The organism is Pseudomonas multiresinivorans, from assembly GCF_012971725.1.
Lineage (GTDB): Bacteria > Pseudomonadota > Gammaproteobacteria > Pseudomonadales > Pseudomonadaceae > Pseudomonas > Pseudomonas multiresinivorans.
In genome coordinates this window covers 1,490,148-1,507,723 of the sequence record NZ_CP048833.1, presented here as the reverse complement: position 1 = coordinate 1,507,723, position 17,576 = coordinate 1,490,148, and the positions used below count along the sequence as shown (strand labels likewise).

14 protein-coding genes are annotated in these 17,576 nt (G+C 66.7%); 3 read left to right on the top strand and 11 right to left on the bottom strand.

Annotated features, from left to right (window positions below):
- The first annotated feature begins 162 nt into the window (after window positions 1-162).
- Window positions 163-2,121, top strand: a complete 1,959-nt coding sequence (betT, locus tag G4G71_RS06840; protein WP_139092886.1) for a choline BCCT transporter BetT — start codon at window positions 163-165, stop codon at window positions 2,119-2,121.
- A gap of 182 nt (window positions 2,122-2,303) precedes the next feature.
- On the opposite strand, the gene G4G71_RS06835 is transcribed toward betT, so the two are convergent.
- The 10 genes from G4G71_RS06835 to G4G71_RS06790 all read right to left on the bottom strand — a co-directional run bounded on the left by G4G71_RS06835 (window position 2,304) and on the right by G4G71_RS06790 (window position 14,153).
- The gene (locus G4G71_RS06835) at window positions 2,304-4,343 is read right to left on the bottom strand and encodes an OPT family oligopeptide transporter (protein WP_169936385.1); all 2,040 of its coding nucleotides are present in this window, start codon (window positions 4,341-4,343) and stop codon (window positions 2,304-2,306) included.
- A gap of 258 nt (window positions 4,344-4,601) precedes the next feature.
- Complete coding sequence (tauD, locus tag G4G71_RS06830; protein ID WP_169936384.1) at window positions 4,602-5,438, bottom strand: taurine dioxygenase; 837 nt, start codon at window positions 5,436-5,438, stop codon at window positions 4,602-4,604.
- Between the two features lie 228 nt (window positions 5,439-5,666).
- Complete coding sequence (locus G4G71_RS06825; protein WP_054906495.1) at window positions 5,667-6,485, bottom strand: ABC transporter permease subunit; 819 nt, start codon at window positions 6,483-6,485, stop codon at window positions 5,667-5,669.
- Window positions 6,475-7,266 carry a taurine ABC transporter ATP-binding protein gene (locus G4G71_RS06820; RefSeq protein WP_037015270.1) on the bottom strand — a complete coding sequence of 264 codons (792 nt, stop codon included), beginning with the start codon at window positions 7,264-7,266 and terminating at the stop codon, window positions 6,475-6,477. Before G4G71_RS06820 ends, G4G71_RS06825 begins: the two co-directional genes overlap by 11 nt.
- Before the next feature lie 248 nt (window positions 7,267-7,514).
- A complete protein-coding gene (gene tauA / locus G4G71_RS06815; RefSeq protein ID WP_169936382.1) occupies window positions 7,515-8,525 on the bottom strand; it encodes a taurine ABC transporter substrate-binding protein in 1,011 nt (336 codons plus the stop codon).
- A gap of 80 nt (window positions 8,526-8,605) precedes the next feature.
- Window positions 8,606-9,577, bottom strand: a complete 972-nt coding sequence (locus G4G71_RS06810; RefSeq protein ID WP_169936380.1) for an aliphatic sulfonate ABC transporter substrate-binding protein — start codon at window positions 9,575-9,577, stop codon at window positions 8,606-8,608.
- A 174-nt stretch (window positions 9,578-9,751) separates the two neighbouring features.
- Window positions 9,752-10,648: an acyl-CoA dehydrogenase family protein gene (locus G4G71_RS06805; protein WP_052239088.1), complete on the bottom strand. Its 897-nt coding sequence runs from the start codon at window positions 10,646-10,648 to the stop codon at window positions 9,752-9,754.
- 193 nt (window positions 10,649-10,841) lie between these two features.
- A complete protein-coding gene (locus G4G71_RS06800; protein WP_169936378.1) occupies window positions 10,842-11,786 on the bottom strand; it encodes an ABC transporter substrate-binding protein in 945 nt (314 codons plus the stop codon).
- An 11-nt stretch (window positions 11,787-11,797) separates the two neighbouring features.
- The gene (locus tag G4G71_RS06795; RefSeq protein WP_169936376.1) at window positions 11,798-12,865 is read right to left on the bottom strand and encodes an LLM class flavin-dependent oxidoreductase; all 1,068 of its coding nucleotides are present in this window, start codon (window positions 12,863-12,865) and stop codon (window positions 11,798-11,800) included.
- A gap of 391 nt (window positions 12,866-13,256) precedes the next feature.
- Window positions 13,257-14,153 carry a LysR family transcriptional regulator gene (locus G4G71_RS06790; RefSeq protein ID WP_169936374.1) on the bottom strand — a complete coding sequence of 299 codons (897 nt, stop codon included), beginning with the start codon at window positions 14,151-14,153 and terminating at the stop codon, window positions 13,257-13,259.
- A gap of 113 nt (window positions 14,154-14,266) precedes the next feature.
- Between G4G71_RS06790 and G4G71_RS06785 the strand changes: the two genes are divergently transcribed.
- Both G4G71_RS06785 and G4G71_RS06780 read left to right on the top strand, forming a co-directional pair.
- Window positions 14,267-14,872, top strand: a complete 606-nt coding sequence (locus G4G71_RS06785) for a 3-mercaptopropionate dioxygenase (RefSeq protein ID WP_169936372.1) — start codon at window positions 14,267-14,269, stop codon at window positions 14,870-14,872.
- Entirely contained in the window at window positions 14,869-16,452 is a 1,584-nt protein-coding gene (locus G4G71_RS06780; protein WP_169936369.1) for a rhodanese-related sulfurtransferase, read from the top strand. The genes G4G71_RS06785 and G4G71_RS06780 overlap by 4 nt, the downstream gene beginning before the upstream one ends.
- Window positions 16,453-16,516: 64 nt before the next feature.
- Here the strand turns inward: G4G71_RS06780 and yedA are convergent, their stop codons facing one another.
- On the bottom strand, window positions 16,517-17,404 hold the full coding sequence (gene yedA / locus G4G71_RS06775; RefSeq protein ID WP_169942536.1) for a drug/metabolite exporter YedA: 888 nt from the start codon (window positions 17,402-17,404) through the stop codon (window positions 16,517-16,519).
- Window positions 17,405-17,576: the final 172 nt, after the last annotated feature.

Here is a 17,576-nt window from a genome sequence, read left to right as displayed (position 1 = left end):
TTTGAAAGGGCCGGCGGCGGGACCATCGGTCCCGCCGATTGGCTTTCCAGGGCCTTCCCGTGTTTTCATTGAATGCTTGTTCAAGGAAAAATCCGAGGGACCCCGCCCGTTTTGTCCGCTGCACAATCGCCCCCGTCCGTAACACCCCCATCCTCCATGCGCATGAACCCACCGGTCTTCTACGGTGCGGCCGCGCTGATCCTTCTCTTCGCCCTGATCGTCATCAGCCAGCCCCAACGGGCCGGTGAATGGCTGCTCGCCGCACAGTCCTGGGCCGCCGATACCGTCGGCTGGTACTACCTGCTGGCGATGACGCTGTACCTGATCTTCGTGGTGGTCACCGCGCTTTCCGGCTACGGAAAGATCAAGCTCGGTGCCGACCACGACGAGCCGGAATTCAGCTACCTGTCCTGGGCCGGCATGCTCTTCGCCGCCGGCATCAGCATCACCCTGTTCTTCTTCTGCGTCTCCGAGCCGCTGACCCACTTCGCCCAGCCACCACAAGGCGAAGCCGGCACGCCGGAAGCGGCGCGGCAGGCGATGCAGCTGCTGTTCCTGCACTGGGGCCTGCACGGCTGGGGCGTGTTCGCCCTGGTGGCGATGGCCCTGGCGTACTTCGCCTACCGGCACAACCTGCCGCTGGCGCTGCGCTCGGCGCTCTACCCGCTGATCGGCAAGCGCATTAACGGCCCCATCGGCTACACCGTGGACTGCTTCGGCATCATCGCCACGGTGTTCGGCCTGGGCGCGGACATGGGCTTCGGCGTGCTGCAACTCAACGCCGGGCTGGACTTCCTGTTCGGCATCGCCCACAGCCATCCGGTGCAGATGACGTTGATCGCGCTGATGATGGGTGCGGCGATCCTGGTCGCCGTCTCAGGCGTGGACAAGGGCATCCGCCTGCTGTCTGACATCAACATGCTGCTGGCCTGCGCGCTGCTGCTCTTCGTGCTGTTCGCCGGCCCCACCCAGCACCTGCTCAACACCCTGGTGCAGAACATCGGCGACTACCTCGGCAGCCTGCCGACCAAGAGCTTCGACCTCTACGCCTACGGCAAGGACGGCAGCGACTGGCTGGGTGGCTGGACGGTGTTCTACTGGGCCTGGTGGATCGCCTGGGCGCCCTTCGTCGGGCTGTTCATCGCGCGCATCTCGCGCGGGCGGACGATCCGCGAGTTCGTCTTCGGCGTGCTGTTCATCCCGCTGGGATTCACCCTGGCGTGGATGTCGATCTTCGGCAACAGCGCGCTGGATCAGGTACTCAACCATGGCTTCAGCGAGCTTGGCCGAGTCGCCATTTCCGATCCGTCCATGGCGCTGTACCAGATGCTGCAGAACTACCCCGCGAGCCGTGTAGTGATCGCGGTGACGGTGCTGGTCAGCTTCGTCTTCTTCGTCACCTCGGCGGATTCCGGCACCGTGGTGCTCTCCACCCTCTCCGCCCACGGCGGCAGCGCCGACGACGATGGGCCGAAGTGGCTGCGGGTGTTCTGGGGCGTAGCCACGGCGCTGGTCACCGGCGGCCTGCTGTTCGCCGGCAGCATCGATGCGCTGAAGTCCGCAGTGGTGCTGACCTCACTGCCCTTCTCGCTGATCCTGCTGCTGATGATGTGGGGCCTGCACAAGGCGTTCTACCTCGAATCCCAGCGCCAGCGCGCGCGCACCCACTCCCTGGCGCCGCCGCCCTCGGCCAAGCCCGGCGGCTGGAAACGACGCATCTCCCAGGCGGTGCACTTCCCCACGCGGGACGAGGTGTACCGCTTCATGGTCGATGTGGTCAGCCCGGCGATTGCCGAGGTGTCCCAGGTATTCCGCGAAAAGGGCCTACAGGTGGAGTCCGACCTCGACCTGGGCAACCTGGAGCTGGTCCTGGAAATCGGCCACGGCGAGCAGCACACGTTCCTCTACCAGGTCTCGATGCGCGGCTACTTCACCCCGTCCTTCGCCCGCGCCGGCATGGGCGGCCTGCACCTGAAGAACCGCCGCTACTTCCGCGCCGAGGTGCACCTCTCCGAAGGCAGCCAGGACTACGACCTGATGGGCTACAGCAAGGAGCAGATCATCAACGACATGCTCGACCAGTACGAACGGCACCTGCAGTTCCTGCATCTGGTGCGCTAGGTTCGGACTTGCGCATGCCCTTGCAGGAGCGAGCTTGCTCGCGAACGGATTCACCGGCAGCGCCAGTGTTGGGCGGTTCGCGAGCAAGCTCGCTCCTACATACAGACTGCGTATCTCTCGGTATGAGGAGCAGATAATGAAAAAGGCGCCCGAAGGCGCCTTTTTCACGTCATGGCGAAGGATCAGCCGCGGGTGCCGCTCAGTACCTTGCGGTAGAACAGCACGCAGATCGCCACGAAGACCACCAGGCCCAGCCACTGCGCGGTGTCCTCGAAACTCCCTCCGACCAGGGCCAGGGGCGCGGCAGAACCGGTGGCGCCGATGATGCCGGCCAGCAGGATACCCATCAGGCTCTCGCCGACGATCAGGCCCGAAGCCAGCAGCACGCCACGGCGCTTGGGCTCGTCGGAGTACTTCTCCACGTCCTTGCCGGCGGCTGCCGCGCGCTTGGCCAGCGCGGTTTCCAGCAGCCAGCCGATCACCGCGCCGACCACCAAAGTCATCCCGATGGTGGGCGGCAGGTAGATGCCCAGGCCGACGGCGAGCACCGGCAGGCTGGCCTTGCCGGTGCGGCGCAGCAGTACGTCCACCAGGATCAGCGCGATGCCTAGCGCCACGCCGATGAGGATCATGTTCCAGTTCAGCGCGTTGTGGAAAATCCCGCTGGCAATGGCCGTCATCAGCGTCGCCTGCGGCGCAGCCAGCGCGGCGTTGGGGTCCATTGACTCGCGCGGCAGTGCGCCGGTGAAGCCATAGGCGTTGTACAAGAGCTCCAGTACCGGCGGGATCACCAGCGCACCGACCAGGCAGCCGACGATCAGCGCCACCTGCTGGCGCCACGGCGTGGCGCCCACCAGGTAGCCAGTTTTCAGATCCTGCAGGTTGTCGTTGGAAATCGCCGCGATGGCGATCACCACCGAGGTGGTGAACAGCGCCAGGGCAATGGCAAGTTTGCCGCCCTGCTGGTCGAGGAAGCCGTCCTCCAGCGAACCGACGCCCAGGATCAGCAGCGACACCAGAATCACCGCGATGATGCCGATGCCGGAAATCGGGCTGCTCGACGAGCCGACCAGGCCGGCCATGTAGCCACAGGCGGCGGCGATCAGGAAGCCGAAGAAGAAGGCGAAGATCACGCAGACCGCCACCAGTCCCCAGAAGCCGACGCCCTTCAGGTCCGGCGCCGCGTCACTGAGGAAGTAGGAGAAGACCACGAACAGCGCCACCAGCAGGAAGCCGGCGATGGCGACTATCCATTTCGCGGACAGATCCTGCTCGGTGCGCAGGTCGCTGACTTCACCACGGCCGCGCACGGCACTGAGCGACGACCAGACGCCCTGCACCATGGGTTTGAACAGCGTCGCCAGGGTCCACAGCGCGGCGATGCCGATGGTGCCGGCGCCGAGGAAGCGCACCTGGCTGCTCCACAGTTTGGTGGCCAGTTCCGGCAGAGTTTGCCCCGCCGCCAGCACGCTGTTCACCGAGAGCAGCGGCACCGCCACGCCCCAGGCGATGACCACGCCGATCAGGATGGCGATGCCGGCGGTGATGCCCATCAGGTAGCCGGCGCCAACCAGCGCCAGGGAGAAGCCGGTGGACAGGCGGAACGCCGCCTGCCCGGCCGTGATCCAGAAGCTGAAGCCCTCGGCGAGCACCTTGAAGCCGCTGCTGAGAAGGCTGAACGCAGCGGCGACCACACCACCGGCGAGGATGTCACGCAGGCCCGGGCCGCCGGCTTTCGCCGGCTTGCCGGCCTTCTCCTCTTCCTCGTCCTGGCTGCCGACACGGAGGATTTCCGCCGCCGCCACGCCCTCGGGGTACGGCAGGCTGCTCTGCACCACCATGACCCGGCGCAGCGGAATGGTGTAGAGCACGCCGAGGATGCCGCCGATGGAGCAGATGGCCGCCGTCTGCCAGAACGGGAAGCCGCTCCAGTAGCCGATCATCAAGAGGCCCGGAAGGATGAAGATGATCGAGGACAGGGTGCCGGCCGCCGAGGCCTGGGTCTGCACCATGTTGTTCTCGAGGATGTTGGAGCCGGAGAAGTAGCGCAGCACGGCCATGGAAATGACTGCCGCGGGAATCGACGAGGCGAAGGTCAGGCCGACCTTGAGGCCGAGGTAGACGTTGGAAGCGGTGAACACCACGGTGATCAGCGCGCCGAGGATCAGGCCGCGAACCGTCAGCTCGGCGAGGTTGGACTCGTCGGGAATCCGTTCTTGCATGTAGGCAGTCTCTTCATAAAGCGGAACTGCCAAAGCGTAGGACAGTGCGCCAGCCGCCGCGACCCAGAATGGCGACGAATGCGGTCTGCCGTGCGGCTTTGTTGCCTTAAGTCACGGGGATGACGGTAATTTCCGAGTCGCCGCGCCGTCTGTAGGAGCGAGCTTGCTCGCGAACGGATTCCCGGATGACTCCGGAGTTATTCGGTTCGCGAGCAAGCTCGCTCCTGCAAATCAAACCGCCAATTCCGAGTGGCGAACTCAGAACGGTTTGTCTCCCAGAATGGTCGCCCGGTGCATCACGCGCCGCTGCGGGCGGTAGTCGTCCACCGCGTAGTGCTGGGTCACGCGGTTGTCCCAGAAGGCCACGTCGTTTTCCTTCCAGCGCCAGCGCACGGTGAACTCCGGACGCGCGAAGTGGGCGAACAGCAGGTCGAGGATGGCGCGGCTTTCCGCCGGCTCCAGCTCGTTGATGCGGGTGGTGAAGCCGTCGCTGACGAACAGCGCCTTGCGCCCGGTGACCGGGTGCGTACGGATCACTGGGTGGCTGCGCGGCGGGTTCTTCCTGCGAGCCTCCTCCAGGCGCGCGAGGTCCGCGTCGGTGGCGCCGAAGCGTTCCTGCGGGAAGGACTTGCTGATGTCGTGGGTCGCGGTAAGGCCATCGAGCAGTTGCTGGAGCGGTTTCGACAGCGCCTCGAACGCCGCGATGCCGCTGGCCCACAGGGTATCGCCACCGTAGGGCGGCAGCTGTTTGGCGGCGAGCACGGCGCCCAGGGCCGGGGTCTCCAGGAAGGTCACGTCGGTGTGCCAGATGGCGTTGTCGCGCACGTCGGTGACGGCGGTATCGAGGACGATGACTTCGCGCTGCTCCGGCGAGCTGGGGTAGATCGGGTGGATGTGCAGGTCACCGAAGCGCGCGGCGAAGTTCGCCTGCTGGCTCGGCGTCAGCGGTTGGTCGCGGAAGAACAGCACGTGGTGATCGAGCAGGGCCTGCTCGATCTGGCGCTGCGCCGCGTCGTCCAGCGGATCGGCCAGGCGCACGCCAGAAACGACGGCGCCCAGGGCCGGGCTGATGGGTTCGATGGTCAGGGTGGTCATGTTCGTGTTCTCTCGTGAGGTTCACGGGGTGGGCGGCTTGGCTTGCCCTCTCCCCAGCCCTCTCCCTGAAGGAAAAGGGAGCCGTTCGGCGTGTTCAGATATTCCGGAGCAGTCCTGCATTCGCAGTACCTTTCCGGGTAGCAGAGGCACTCACCTCCGCTCAGGACCAGTCCCCTCTCCCGCTCGCGGGAGAGGGTTAGGGAGAGGGGCCTTCAACTCTCGGCCTCATCACTCCCAGGAAGCGAAACGCTTCTGCAGCCAGCGCAGCCCAAGCTCGAAGCTCAGCGCGATGGCGGCGATCAGCAGGATGCCCAGCACCACCACATCGGTGGCGAGGAACTGCGCGGCGGACTGCACCATGAAGCCCAGGCCGCGGTTGGCGGCGATCAGTTCGGCGGCGACCAGGGTCGACCAGCCCACGCCCAGGGCGATGCGCAGGCCCGTCAGGACTTCCGGCAGCGCGCTGGGCAGGATGACGTGACGCACCACCTGCAGGCGGCTCGCGCCCAGGCAGCGCACGGCCTGGATGCGCGACTTGTCCACACGGCGCACACCGGCGGCGGTGGCGATCAGCAGCGGCGCGAACAGGGCGAGGTAGATCAGCAGCACCTTGGACAGCTCGCCGATGCCGAACCAGATGACAATCAACGGCAGGTACGCCAGCGGCGGCACCGGGCGATAGAACTCCACCAGCGGATCGAACGCCGCGCTGACCAGCGGATTGAGGCCCATCAGGATGCCCAGCGGAATCGCCGTGAGCACCGCCGCGCCCAGCGCCAGCAGCACACGCATCAGGCTGGTGCCGACGTGTTGCCACAGCGAGGCGTCGACGTAACCTTCGGCCAGCACGCGCTGGAAGGCCTCCACCAGTTGCTCCGGGGCCGGCAGGAACAGGGTGTCGACCCAGCCCAGGTGCGTGGCCAGCCACCACAGCACGAAGACGCCGACGATGCTGCCGGCGGCGGCCCAGCGGCGGTAATCACCCGGTACGCTGCGGGCTTTCGGCGCGGCGGCGGGGAGTTTGGCGGCGAGGGTTTCAGTGGGCATGCTCGGCCTCCGGTTCTTCGAGGAACTCATCGAGAAGCAGTTGGCGCAGACGCGCGAACTCCGGGTCGGACTTGATGCTGCGCACCGGCTCGCCGGCGGCGTAGCGGCGGGCGAAGTCCAGCGACAGGCGCTTGACGATGCGCGCCGGTGGCCCGTCCATCACCACCAGGTCAGTGGCGAGGAACAGCGCTTCGTCGACGCTGTGGGTAATCAGGAACAGGCCCTTGCCGGTCTTGCGCCACAGGTCGAGGGTCAGCACTTGCATGCGTTCGCGGGTCAGCGCATCGAGCGCGCCGAAGGGTTCGTCGAGCAGCAGGAAATCCGGTTCCACCGCCAGTGCGCGGGCGAGGCCCAGGCGCTGCCGCTGGCCGCCGGAAAGTTGCGAGATGCGGTAGTCCGCGTGCTCGCCCAGGCCCACCAGCTTCAGTACTTCGTGGGCACGGGCATTGCGCTCGGCAGCGCCCACGCCGCGAATGCGCAGGCCCAGGGCCACGTTGTCCAGGGCGTTGAGCCAGGGCATCAGGGCGTCATCCTGGAACACCACGCCGCGTTCCCCGCCAGGGCCTTCGAGGGTCCGGCCATCGATCTGCACGCGGCCGCTGTCCGGCGCCTGGAAGCCTGCCAGCACGTTGAGCAGGCTGGACTTGCCGCAGCCGGACGGGCCGAGCACCACCAGGGATTCGCCCTTGGCCAGGCTGAGAGTGAGGTCCTGCAACACGACGCGCTCGCGTCCGCGCTGCTGGAAAGTGAGGCTGACCGCCTCGGCCGTCAGACGGCTCATGTTCTGCCCTCCGTAGGGTGAGAAAGGGGATGGTTCGGTGCGGCGATTGCCCTCTCCCTAACCCTCTCCCTGAAGGGAGAGGGGACCGTTCGGCACAGGTTGAAACCTCAGCGTCAGCCGGCACGGACAGCTCCCTCTCCCTTAAGGGAGAGGGCGGGGGAGAGGGTGCCCCGCGAAAAAATTGCAGGCCCGAGCTTCAAAGCGAACCTAGGTTCGCGAGCAAGCTCGCTCCTACGAAGAGCCGGAGCTCAGCGCTGCCCGACCTGCACGCTCTCCGCCTGGCGCACGTATTCCGCGCTGACGTAGGGCGAGTAGTCCTTGAGTACCGAAGGCACGCGCTTCTGCTCTTTCAGGAAGGCAGCGGTACCGGCGATGTCCTTGGCGGTGCCGCCGCCCAGCAGCGCGGACGACAGCTGCGCCTGGGATTCGGGGAAGGCCGAACCGGCCAGCAGCTCGGGCACGTCCTTCGGATCGGCGCCGGTCAGCTTGGCGATCTTCTTCACCTGCTCGGAATCGGCGGTCCACTCGGCCTTGTGGGCGTTGTAGTCGGCGAAGGAATCCAGGCTGACCTTGGCGAACTTGGCGATGATTTCCGGGTGCTTCTCGGCGAAGTCCTTGCGAGCGACCCAGACCTCGAAGGTCGGCGCGCCCCACTGGCCGACTTCGGCGGCGTCGGTCAGCACCTTGCCGGACTTCTTGATCTCGCCCAGGGCGGGCGACCAGACGAAGGCGCCATCGATGTCGCCACGGCGCCAGGCGGCGGCGATCTCGGTGGGGTTGAGGTTGACGATCTTCACCTTGGTGGGGTCGATCTTCCAGTGCTTGAGCGCGCCCAGCAGACTGTAGTGCGAGGTCGACACGAAAGGCGTGGCGATGGTCTTGCCGACCAGATCCTCGGGCTTCTCGATCTTGCTGCCGTTGCGCACCACCAGGGCCTCCGCGGCGTTGATCTGCGCGGAGACGATGAAGGCGACGATCGGCAGGCCACGGGAAGTGGCGGCGGCCAACGGGCTGGAGCCGAGGTTGCCCAGTTGTACATCACCCGAGGCGATGGCGGCGACCACTTCCGGGCCGCTGTTGAAGCGGCGCCAGTCGAGCTTCTCACCGATGACTTTCTCGTAGGTACCGTCGGCCTGGGGCACCTTGGTCGGGTCGATGCCGGTCTGGTAGCCGAGGGTGATGTCGGCCTGGGCGGCGCCAGCGACGCCGACCAGGGCAAGCGCGGCCAGCAGGCGGCGCGGGGCACTGATGTGTTTCATGTGGAGCTCCTGGAAATGCGTACAAAGGCGGCCGGCCGGGCCGTGACGGGCCGCTCGGGAGAGCGGCGGGAAATTGCGGATCAGTTGCTCGCCACGTCCGGCTGCCAGACCGGCACCGCGCGGGCATCGACAGGCTTGGGCAGCAGGCCTTCGGCGTAGAAGGCGTCGGCAATGCGTTGCTGCTCGTCGAGGCCGTCCTTGCGCACCGGCTGCACGTCATAGCTGCGGCGGGCATTGGCCTGTTCGACGGTGGCGACATCGAGGTTGCCCCACAGCGGGCCGAGCACCTTGGCGGCGTCGGCGGGGTGCTCTTTCACCCAGCGGCCGGTCTTCTGCAGTTCGGCGAAGACCTGCTTGAGCACTTCCGGGTGGGCCTTGGCGTACTCGGTGGACGCCAGGTAGTAGCGCTGGTAGCTGGCCAGGCCCTTGCCATCGACCAGCACGCGGGCGTTCTGCTGGCGCTGGGCGCTGGCCACGTACGGGTCCCAGGTCACCCAGGCATCGACCTTGTGGTTTTCGAAGGCGGCACGGCCATCGGCGGGAGTGAGGTACGCCGGCTGGATGTCGGAGAACTTCAGCCCAGCCTTCTGCAGGGCGGCGATCAGCAGGTAGTGGCTGCCGGCGGCCTTGGTCACAGCCACGCGCTTGCCTTTGAGATCGGCCAGGGAATTGAGCGGCGAATCGTGCGGCACCAGGATCGACTGCGCGGTGGGCGACGGGGTTTCGCGGGCGAAATAGGTCAGCTGCGCGCCGGCGGCCTGGGCGAAGACGGGTACGGTATCGGCGACGTCGGCGGACAGGTCGACGTTACCCACATTCAGCGATTCGAGCAGCGGCAGGCCGCTGGGGAACTCATGCCAGGTGACCTTGATGCCCTGCTTGCCCAGTTCGCGCTCCAGGTTGCCCTGGGCTTTCACCACGGTCAGCAGCGTGGAGGACTTCTGGAAGCCGATGCGCAGGGTCTGCTCGGCCTGGGCGGACAGGGCGCCGAACAGGGCGACCGACGCGCTGAGGCCAACGGCGAAACGGCGCAGGAAATGACTGCGGGACATGGATACGGCTCCTCGGGTACGGGTTGGCCGCCCGCAGAGCGAGGCGGACCACTGGACAGGTCAGGTGGTGCTGGATGAGTCCGGTGGTCCGGTAGAGCGAAGATTACAGGTATAAAAAATCCAAAATAAATAATTTTTAGTTCTTAACTAATGCCGGACGGATTTACCCGTCGATCAGTGCGCAGCCCCCAGCAGCCGGGCCCTCAAGCCCTCTGCACGGAGACTCGACTGCGCGGCTTCACGAGCCACCGCCAGCGCCTGGATGGCCAGGTTGGAAAAATGGCTGCTGCGGCTGAAGCTCAGCCCGGCGCCAGCGGCGATGTCGTCGTCCAGCTGCGCGGCGGCCTGTTCGCTGAGCACCAGTCCCAGCCCGAGAAGCCGCAACAACTCAGAGCTCTGCGCCAGTTCCAGCCGCTCTGCCGCATGCAGTGCGAGACCGAGGGCGACGTTGGCTTCCAGCAGCAGGGCCAGGCCATCGCACAGCGAACGCCGGGGCGTGATCGCCAGCCCCGGCGGCAGGAGGATGTCTTCCGGGTGCAAGCGCAGTTCGTTGCACTGCGCACCGCCGCGCAGCACCAAGCCCGCACGCGCGCCGGGCAGCGCGGCGAGGAGGAAATCGCGGCCGGGTTCGTACCAGGCGCGCAGCACCAGCCAGTCGGCGGCTTCGACGGTGAAGGCGTCCCACTCCGCGCCATTGACGCGGAAACCACCCCGCACATGTTCGGCGGCCTGCAGCGACTGCCCGTCCCCCAGCGCGCCCCACAGCGGCTCGCGCAACAGTGTCAGGTTGAGCAGCCGCTGCACCTGCTCGCGACTGCCCAGCAGGCTGACCCGCGCCAGTTGCAGGTGATGGACGGCGAACAGCCGGGCCAGCCCGCCGTCCCGCTCGCAGAGATCGCGCAGGGTTTGCAGGATGTCCTGCCAGGGACTGGCGCTACCGCCCAGTTGAGCTGGCAGGGACAGCCGCAGCAGGCCGGACTCGCGCAGTGCGCGAGCCCAGGTTCCGGCCGTGCTGGGAACAGGCGGTGCGACCGGCCGGGTCGCAGCCAGCCGGAATGGAACAACGCTCATGGACACCTCTGGATAGACACGAGGATCAGTGGCCTGGGCGTTGGGCGCGCGGGTGGACTGAAGCGGAAACGGAGCCTGGAACTACCCCGTTACGCCGTCGGACAGAGCCGGCGGCCGGGGCGGCACTTAGAACCATATCCAAGCACCGCCGCAAGGTTAAATAACCTTTTTGCCTTAGCTGAGAACCCGCCACTCAGTGGAATGAGGTGGTGAAGGAGGTATCGATCACGCTGGAGGTATCGAAAGCCTTGGGCAGCGCGCCGGTTTGCAGGAGGAAGTCGGCGGTGCCCTGGTAATCGGCGGCGGCCTGTTTATCCACCGGGCCCACGCTCATGGCGGCCTGGCCGATCCAGTGGCGCGACACGGACTGGTCGAGGTTGGCCTTTTTCGCCCAGATGTCGGCGTACTGCTCCTTGTGCGCCTCGACCCAGGCGCGGGCCTTCTGCAGGCGGCCAAGGAAGTCGGCGATCTGCTCGCGCTTGGGATCGATGGAATTGGCGTTGGCAGCGATGCTCGACAGCCCCGGCATCAGGTCGCGGGCAGTGAGGATCGGGCGCGCGCCGGAGAATACGATCTGCTGCGAGATGTAGGGCTCCCACACCGGGAAGGCATCGATGCTGCCGCGTGGCAATGCGGCGGCGGCGTCGATGGGCATCAGCTTGACGAACTCCACGTAGTCGCTGGGCAAGCCGGCCTTCTCCAGCGCACGCAGGGTCAATTGCTGGCTCCAGGCGCCGGGCCAGTAGGCGACCTTCTTGCCCTTGAGGTCGGCGATAGTCTTCACCGGCGAATCCTTGGGCACCAGCAGGGCAATGGTGTCCGGGTTCTGCCGGGAGATGCCGATCAGCTTCACCGGCGCGCCCTTGGCGGCGAGGAAGATGAAGCCGGAGTCGCCGAGGAAGCCCAGGTCCAGCGCGCCGGCCTGCAAGCCTTCGGCCACCGGCGCGGCGGACTGGAAGTGCTTCCAGTCGACGGTGTAGGGCGCGCCTTCAAGCGCGCCGGACGCTTCCATCGATGCGCGCACGTTGTAGTAGTTCTGGTCGCCCACCCGCAGGGTCGGCAGGTCGGCAGCCTGGGCCAGCGGCGCGCCCAGGACGAGCGCGGCGAACGTGGCGCGCAGGCGTTGCTTCAGGTTCATCGAAAAGCTCCTCAGCCGACGCGCCGCAGTTGCGGCAGGCGGGCGATATGGTCATGGATGGCGGGAATCAGGCCCTGGCCGTAGCGCACGGCATCGCCGAGCGGGTCGAAGCCACGGATCAGGAAAGTGGAAACGCCCAGGCGGTAGTACTCGCCCAGCGCGGCGGCGACCTGCTCGGGCGTACCGACCAGCGCGGTGGAGTTCCAGCGCGCACCGGTAAGCCGGGCCACGCCGGTCCACAGGCGTGTGTCGAGCACCTCGCCCTGCTGCGCTGCGGCCAGCAGGCGCTGGGAACCGACGTTCTCCGGCTGGTGGTCATTGAGCGGCAGGCCCAGGCGGGTACGGTTCTCCCGCACCTGTTCTAGCACTTCGGCGGCGCGCTTCCAGGCGGCTTCCTCGGTATCGGCGACGATGGGGCGGAAGGACACCGAGAAGCGTGGATCACGCCCCTGCGCATGCGCAGCAGCACGCACGCGACGAATATGGCCGTCGACGGCGGCCAGCGGCTCGCCCCAGAGCATGTAGGTGTCCGCGTGCTTCGCCGCGACGTCGATGGCGGCATCCGAGGAGCCGCTGAAGTAGATCGGGATGTGCGGTTTCTGCTGCGGACGCACGGCAGGCGAGGCACCCTGGAAGCGGTAGAACTCGCCATCGAAGTCCACCGGGCCTTCAGCGGTCCAGATGTCGCGCAGCGCTTGCAGGTATTCGTCGGCACGGGCGTAGCGGCGGTCGTGCTCGAGGTAGTCGCCGTCGCGGGCGAGGTCTTCGTCGTTGCCGCCGCTGACCACGTTGAGGGCCAGGCGGCCATCGCTGAACTGATCGAGGGTGGCAAGTTGCCGGGCAGCCAGAGGCGGCGCGATCACACCGGGTCGATAGGCCAGCAGGATGCCCAGCCGACGGGTAGCGGCGGCGACGAAGGAGCTGACCACTGCCCCCTCGGCGGCATTGCTGAAGTAACCCACCAGTACGCGGTCGAAACCAGCGTCCTCATGGGCCTGGGCGAAGCGCCGGACGAATCCGGCATCCACCGCTTCCCCCAGCGGCTGGTCCACCTCGGAACTCGGGGTGGCGGTGATCATGCCGAGAATTTCCACGCTCACTGTGTTGCCCTCGCCTGGGCCGCTGCATAAGGTCGGCGGCTTTCGTTATAAGAAAAACGTCGGTGTAGACGTTGTTCTTAGAAGCTATAGGCAAGCACTTCATGATGGAAATTCATTTTTGTCATATCCTAATATGCTTATTACGCATATTCAGACGCAATCAAGTTGCAGAGTGGGATTTTCTGCGCTTCTACAAGGACAACAGGTGCGGCGAATCAGGATCGTAGGGCGCATAACGCGCCAGCGTTATCCGCCGCGAGGTACATCGGCGGATAACCCGTTCCGGGTTATCCGCCCTCCGAGAGAGACGTGGCGTCGAGGGGTTCGCGAGCAAGCTCGCTCCTACAAGGTGGAAGTGGGTGCAGCGAAGTCAGCTCGTCGCGATATCGAGACCTTCGGCCACGGCCTGGCCGAACAGCCGCGCCGGCGTTTCGAGGTTACCGAGCAAACGCGGACGTACCAGCCACAGCTGGATCAACGGCTGGAAGTCCTCCAGCTCCAAGACCCGCAACTGATCGCGGTAGCGACTGCGCGCGAGGGCCGGCGCCGGCACGAGGCCCAGCCCGCGCCCTTCGGCCACCAGGCCGAGCTGCAGCTCGCTGCCGAAGGTTTCCAGGTTCAATTGCAGCGCCAGTCCCTGGTCCGCCAAGGCACGTTGCAGACCAGCACGGAAGCCGCAGCCGTCGGGGTTGAGCACCCAGCCGCGCTGGTAGCAATCGAGCAGGCGACGGGCCCGCACGTCACAGTCTTTCGACACGACCACGCAGAGTTCGACACGACCCAGCGGCGTCGCACCAAAGTCGTCGGGGAACACCTTGCTCGGCGGGAACAGCACCACAGCCGCGTCCAGCTCGGCATTCTCCAGCCGAGCCAGCAGATGGCTGCCCCAACCGCTGCTGACCTGCGCGCGCAGCTCCGGGTATTCACCGGCCAGCCGCTGCAGGGCCTCAAGCAAAACCACCTCGCCGATGCTCTGCGGCACGCCCAGGCGCAACACGCCGCTGGGCGCGCTGTCGCTGGCCACCAGCTCACGCAGGCCGTCCACCTCGCGCATCACCCGCAAGCACTGCTCGAACACGCGGCGCCCGGCGGCAGTGGGCTTGAGCGGCTTGGTGTTGCGGTCCAGCAGCTCCACCCCGAGGGATTCCTCCAGGCTCTGCACCCGCCGGGTGATGGCTGACTGGGTCAGGCCAAGGCTCTCGGCGGCCTGGCTGAGGGAGGCGTTGCGGATCACCGCGACGAAGGCATCGATGTCGTCGATCTTCATGGGGCTGGCACCAATTGCATTTCTCGCATATTAGCTTAGATTCAAAATGCATTTCAGGAATAAAAACGCGTTTGCTACCGTAGCGCCAGAACCTTCCGGAGTGAATCCCCCGCATGTCAGCTCCCCTTCGCCTCGACCGCCTGCGCCAGTTCATCGGCGATCTGGCAGCCCTGATCGACACCGCTCCCGACGAAGCCGCGCTGCTCGCCGAAGCCCGCCCGCTGCTCGCCGAACTGGTGCGCCATGACGACTGGCTGCCCGAGGACTACGCCCGCCCCGACCCGCAGCGTTACCAGCAGTACCTGCTGCACGCCGATTCGCGGCAGCGCTTCTCGGTGGTCAGCTTCGTCTGGGGCCCGGGCCAGCGCACGCCAGTGCACGACCACCGTGTCTGGGGCCTGATCGGCATGCTGCGCGGCGCCGAGTATTCGCAGCCGTTCGCCTTCGCCGCCGATGGCAACCTGCAGCCCGTGGGCGAGCCGCATCGCCTGGAGCCGGGCGAAGTGGAGGCGGTGTCACCCCGCATCGGCGACATCCACCAGGTCAGCAATGCCTTCGCCGACCAGCCCTCCATCAGCATCCACGTCTACGGCGCCAACATCGGCGCAGTGCGGCGTGCCGTCTTCAGTGCCGATGGTGAAGAGAAACCCTTCATCTCCGGCTATTCCAACAGCCAGTTGCCCAATATCTGGGACCTGTCGAAAGAGAACCCTGCATGAGCCAGATCACCCGTCGCTCCTTCCACGATATCCGCGCCGCCCTCCTCGCCCGCCAGGAGCTGGCATTGCTGGACGTGCGCGAGGAAGACCCATTCGCCCAGGAACACCCGCTGTTCGCCGCCAACGTGCCGCTGTCCAAGCTGGAGCTGGAGATCTACGCCCGCGTGCCGCGCCGTGATACGCCGGTCACCGTCTATGACGACGGCGAAGGCCTGGCGCAGATCGCCGCGCAGCGCCTGCTGGCGCTGGGCTACAGCGACGTGGCCGTGCTCGACGGCGGGCTCGCCGGCTGGCGCGAGGCCGGTGGCGAGCTGTTCAAGGACGTGAACGTGCCGAGCAAGTCGTTCGGCGAACTGGTGGAGGCCGAGCGTCACACTCCGTCGCTGGCCGCCGAGGAAGTGAAGGCGCTGCTCGATGCCCAGGCCGACGTGGTGGTGCTCGACGCCCGCCGCTTCGACGAGTACCAGACCATGAGTATCCCCAGCGGCGTCAGCGTGCCGGGCGCCGAACTGGTGCTGCGCGTTGCCGAGCTGGCACCGAACCCGGCCACCCGCGTCATCGTCAACTGCGCCGGGCGCACCCGCAGCATCATCGGCACCCAGTCGCTGGTGAACGCCGGCATTCCCAACCCGGTGTCGGCGCTGCGCAACGGCACCATCGGCTGGACCCTGGCCGGCCAGCAGCTGGAGCATGGGCAGGCCCGGCGCTTCGCCGAGGTTTCCGCCACTACTCGCGAGTCCGCCGCCCAGCGCGCCCGCGCCGTGGCTGACCGCGCGAACGTTGCGCGTATCGACCTGGCCGGCCTGCGCCAATGGCAGGCCGAAACCAAACGCACCACCTACCTGTTCGACGTGCGCACACCGGAAGAGTACGAAGCCGGCCACCTTCCGGGTTCGCGCTCGACTCCCGGCGGCCAGCTGGTGCAGGAAACCGACCACGTCGCCAGCGTGCGCGGTGCGCGTCTGGTGCTGGTGGACGACGACGGCGTACGCGCCAACATGAGCGCCTCCTGGCTGGCCCAGATGGGCTGGCAGGTGGCAGTGCTGGATGGGCTGTCTGCCGCCGACTTCAGCGAACAGGGCGCGTGGAATGCGCCGCTGCCGCCCAAGCCTCAGGCTGAGACCATCAGCCCGCAGACCCTGGCCAGCTGGTTGCGCGAACCGGGCACCGCCGTGCTCGACTTCACCGCCAGCGCCAACTACGTGAAGCGCCACATCCCCGGCGCCGCCTGGGCCCTGCGCAGCCAGCTGAAGCAGGCAGTGGCGCAGCTGGGCAATGCCGAGCGCTATGTGCTTACCTGCGGCAGCAGTCTGCTGGCGCGCTTCGCCGTGGCGGAAGTGGAAGCCCTGAGCAACAAGCCGGTGTTCCTGCTCGATGGCGGCACCGGTGCCTGGGTCGCCGCGGGCCTGCCCACCGAGGAAGGCGAAAGCCGCCTGGCGGCACCGCGCATCGATCGCTACCGCCGTCCGTACGAAGGCACCGACAACCCGCGTGAAGCCATGCAGGGCTATCTGGACTGGGAGTTCGGCCTGGTCGAGCAACTGGGCCGCGACGGCACCCACGGCTTCTTCGTGATCTGACCCGCGCCGAAAAGCACAGCGCCCGCCGACAGTCTCCTGTGGGCGGGCGCTTTGCGTTCCGGGATCAGTTCGCGGGGCCGCGGCGCCACTGCGGCAGGCCGATCAGGACCACCGCGCTGATGATCACCGCCATCGCCAGGGATTCCGCCAGGCCAATGTGCTCGCCGGCGAACACCACGCCGAGCATCACCGCCACCGCCGGATTGACGTAGGCGTAGCTGGTCGCCGCCGCCGGGCGCACATTGGCCAGCAGGTACATGTAGGCGCTGAAGGCGATGATCGAGCCGAAGACCACCAGGTAGGCCAGCGCGCCCCAGCCGGCGGCGGTGGGCATCTGCTCCAGGCGCTCGCCGCTGAGCAGGCTGCCCAGCAGCAGCACGCCGCCGCCCACCAGCATCTCTACCGCGCTGGCCATGGCGCCGGCGGGCAGGTCCAGGCGCCGGCTCCATACCGAGCCGAAGGCCCAGGTGGCCGCCGCAAAGATGATCAGCGCCGCGCCCGCCGGGCTGCCCTGCAGGTTTGAGCCAAGGTTGAGGAGCACGATGCCGAACAGGCCAAGGGCGATGCCGGCCCACTCCAGCGCGTTGGTCCTGTTGCCGAAGAAGCGTCCGAACACCAGGGTGAACAGCGGCACGGTTGCCACAGCCAACGCCGCCACACCCGAAGCCACGCCCCAGTGCTCGGCCACCGTCACCCCGCCATTGCCGCAGCTGAGCAGCAGGATGCCAATGGCGCCCGCCGACAAGCACTGCTTGAAGGTCGGCAACGGCGCACCGCGCCAGAGCATCCAGGCGAACAGGATCGCCCCGGCGATGATGAAGCGGCAGCCGGCCATCAGCATCGGCGGCCAGGATTCGACACCGATACGGATGACCAGGTAGGTCGAGCCCCAGATGAAATAGAGGGCGAAGAACGCGGCGATCAGGGTCAGGGAGACGCGGGCTCTGGGCATGGGCAGGGTGGTCATGAAAGGGGCTCGACAAGGCGGGTGGGGCGATTCATTTTATGCAGGCATCCACCCACGGATAAGGCACAGACAACGCCAATAGCGGCGTAACACTTTTCAATCGATGGATTTTCCGGTCCTTTTCCGTTGAATCTGTTTTAACCAGAATGCCGAGGCA

Coding starts and splice junctions, on each gene's coding strand:
- G4G71_RS06790 (WP_169936374.1), bottom strand. CDS start 14,153: ATGAAGATCGACGACATCGATGCCTTCGTCGCGGTGATCCGCAACGCC.
- G4G71_RS06835 (WP_169936385.1), bottom strand. CDS start 4,343: ATGCAAGAACGGATTCCCGACGAGTCCAACCTCGCCGAGCTGACGGTT.
- tauD (WP_169936384.1), bottom strand. CDS start 5,438: ATGACCACCCTGACCATCGAACCCATCAGCCCGGCCCTGGGCGCCGTC.
- G4G71_RS06800 (WP_169936378.1), bottom strand. CDS start 11,786: ATGAACCTGAAGCAACGCCTGCGCGCCACGTTCGCCGCGCTCGTCCTG.
- G4G71_RS06805 (WP_052239088.1), bottom strand. CDS start 10,648: ATGAGCGTTGTTCCATTCCGGCTGGCTGCGACCCGGCCGGTCGCACCG.
- G4G71_RS06795 (WP_169936376.1), bottom strand. CDS start 12,865: ATGATCACCGCCACCCCGAGTTCCGAGGTGGACCAGCCGCTGGGGGAA.
- tauA (WP_169936382.1), bottom strand. CDS start 8,525: ATGAAACACATCAGTGCCCCGCGCCGCCTGCTGGCCGCGCTTGCCCTG.
- G4G71_RS06780 (WP_169936369.1), top strand. CDS start 14,869: ATGAGCCAGATCACCCGTCGCTCCTTCCACGATATCCGCGCCGCCCTC.
- yedA (WP_169942536.1), bottom strand. CDS start 17,404: ATGCCCAGAGCCCGCGTCTCCCTGACCCTGATCGCCGCGTTCTTCGCC.
- betT (WP_139092886.1), top strand. CDS start 163: ATGAACCCACCGGTCTTCTACGGTGCGGCCGCGCTGATCCTTCTCTTC.
- G4G71_RS06820 (WP_037015270.1), bottom strand. CDS start 7,266: ATGAGCCGTCTGACGGCCGAGGCGGTCAGCCTCACTTTCCAGCAGCGC.
- G4G71_RS06810 (WP_169936380.1), bottom strand. CDS start 9,577: ATGTCCCGCAGTCATTTCCTGCGCCGTTTCGCCGTTGGCCTCAGCGCG.
- G4G71_RS06825 (WP_054906495.1), bottom strand. CDS start 6,485: ATGCCCACTGAAACCCTCGCCGCCAAACTCCCCGCCGCCGCGCCGAAA.
- G4G71_RS06785 (WP_169936372.1), top strand. CDS start 14,267: ATGTCAGCTCCCCTTCGCCTCGACCGCCTGCGCCAGTTCATCGGCGAT.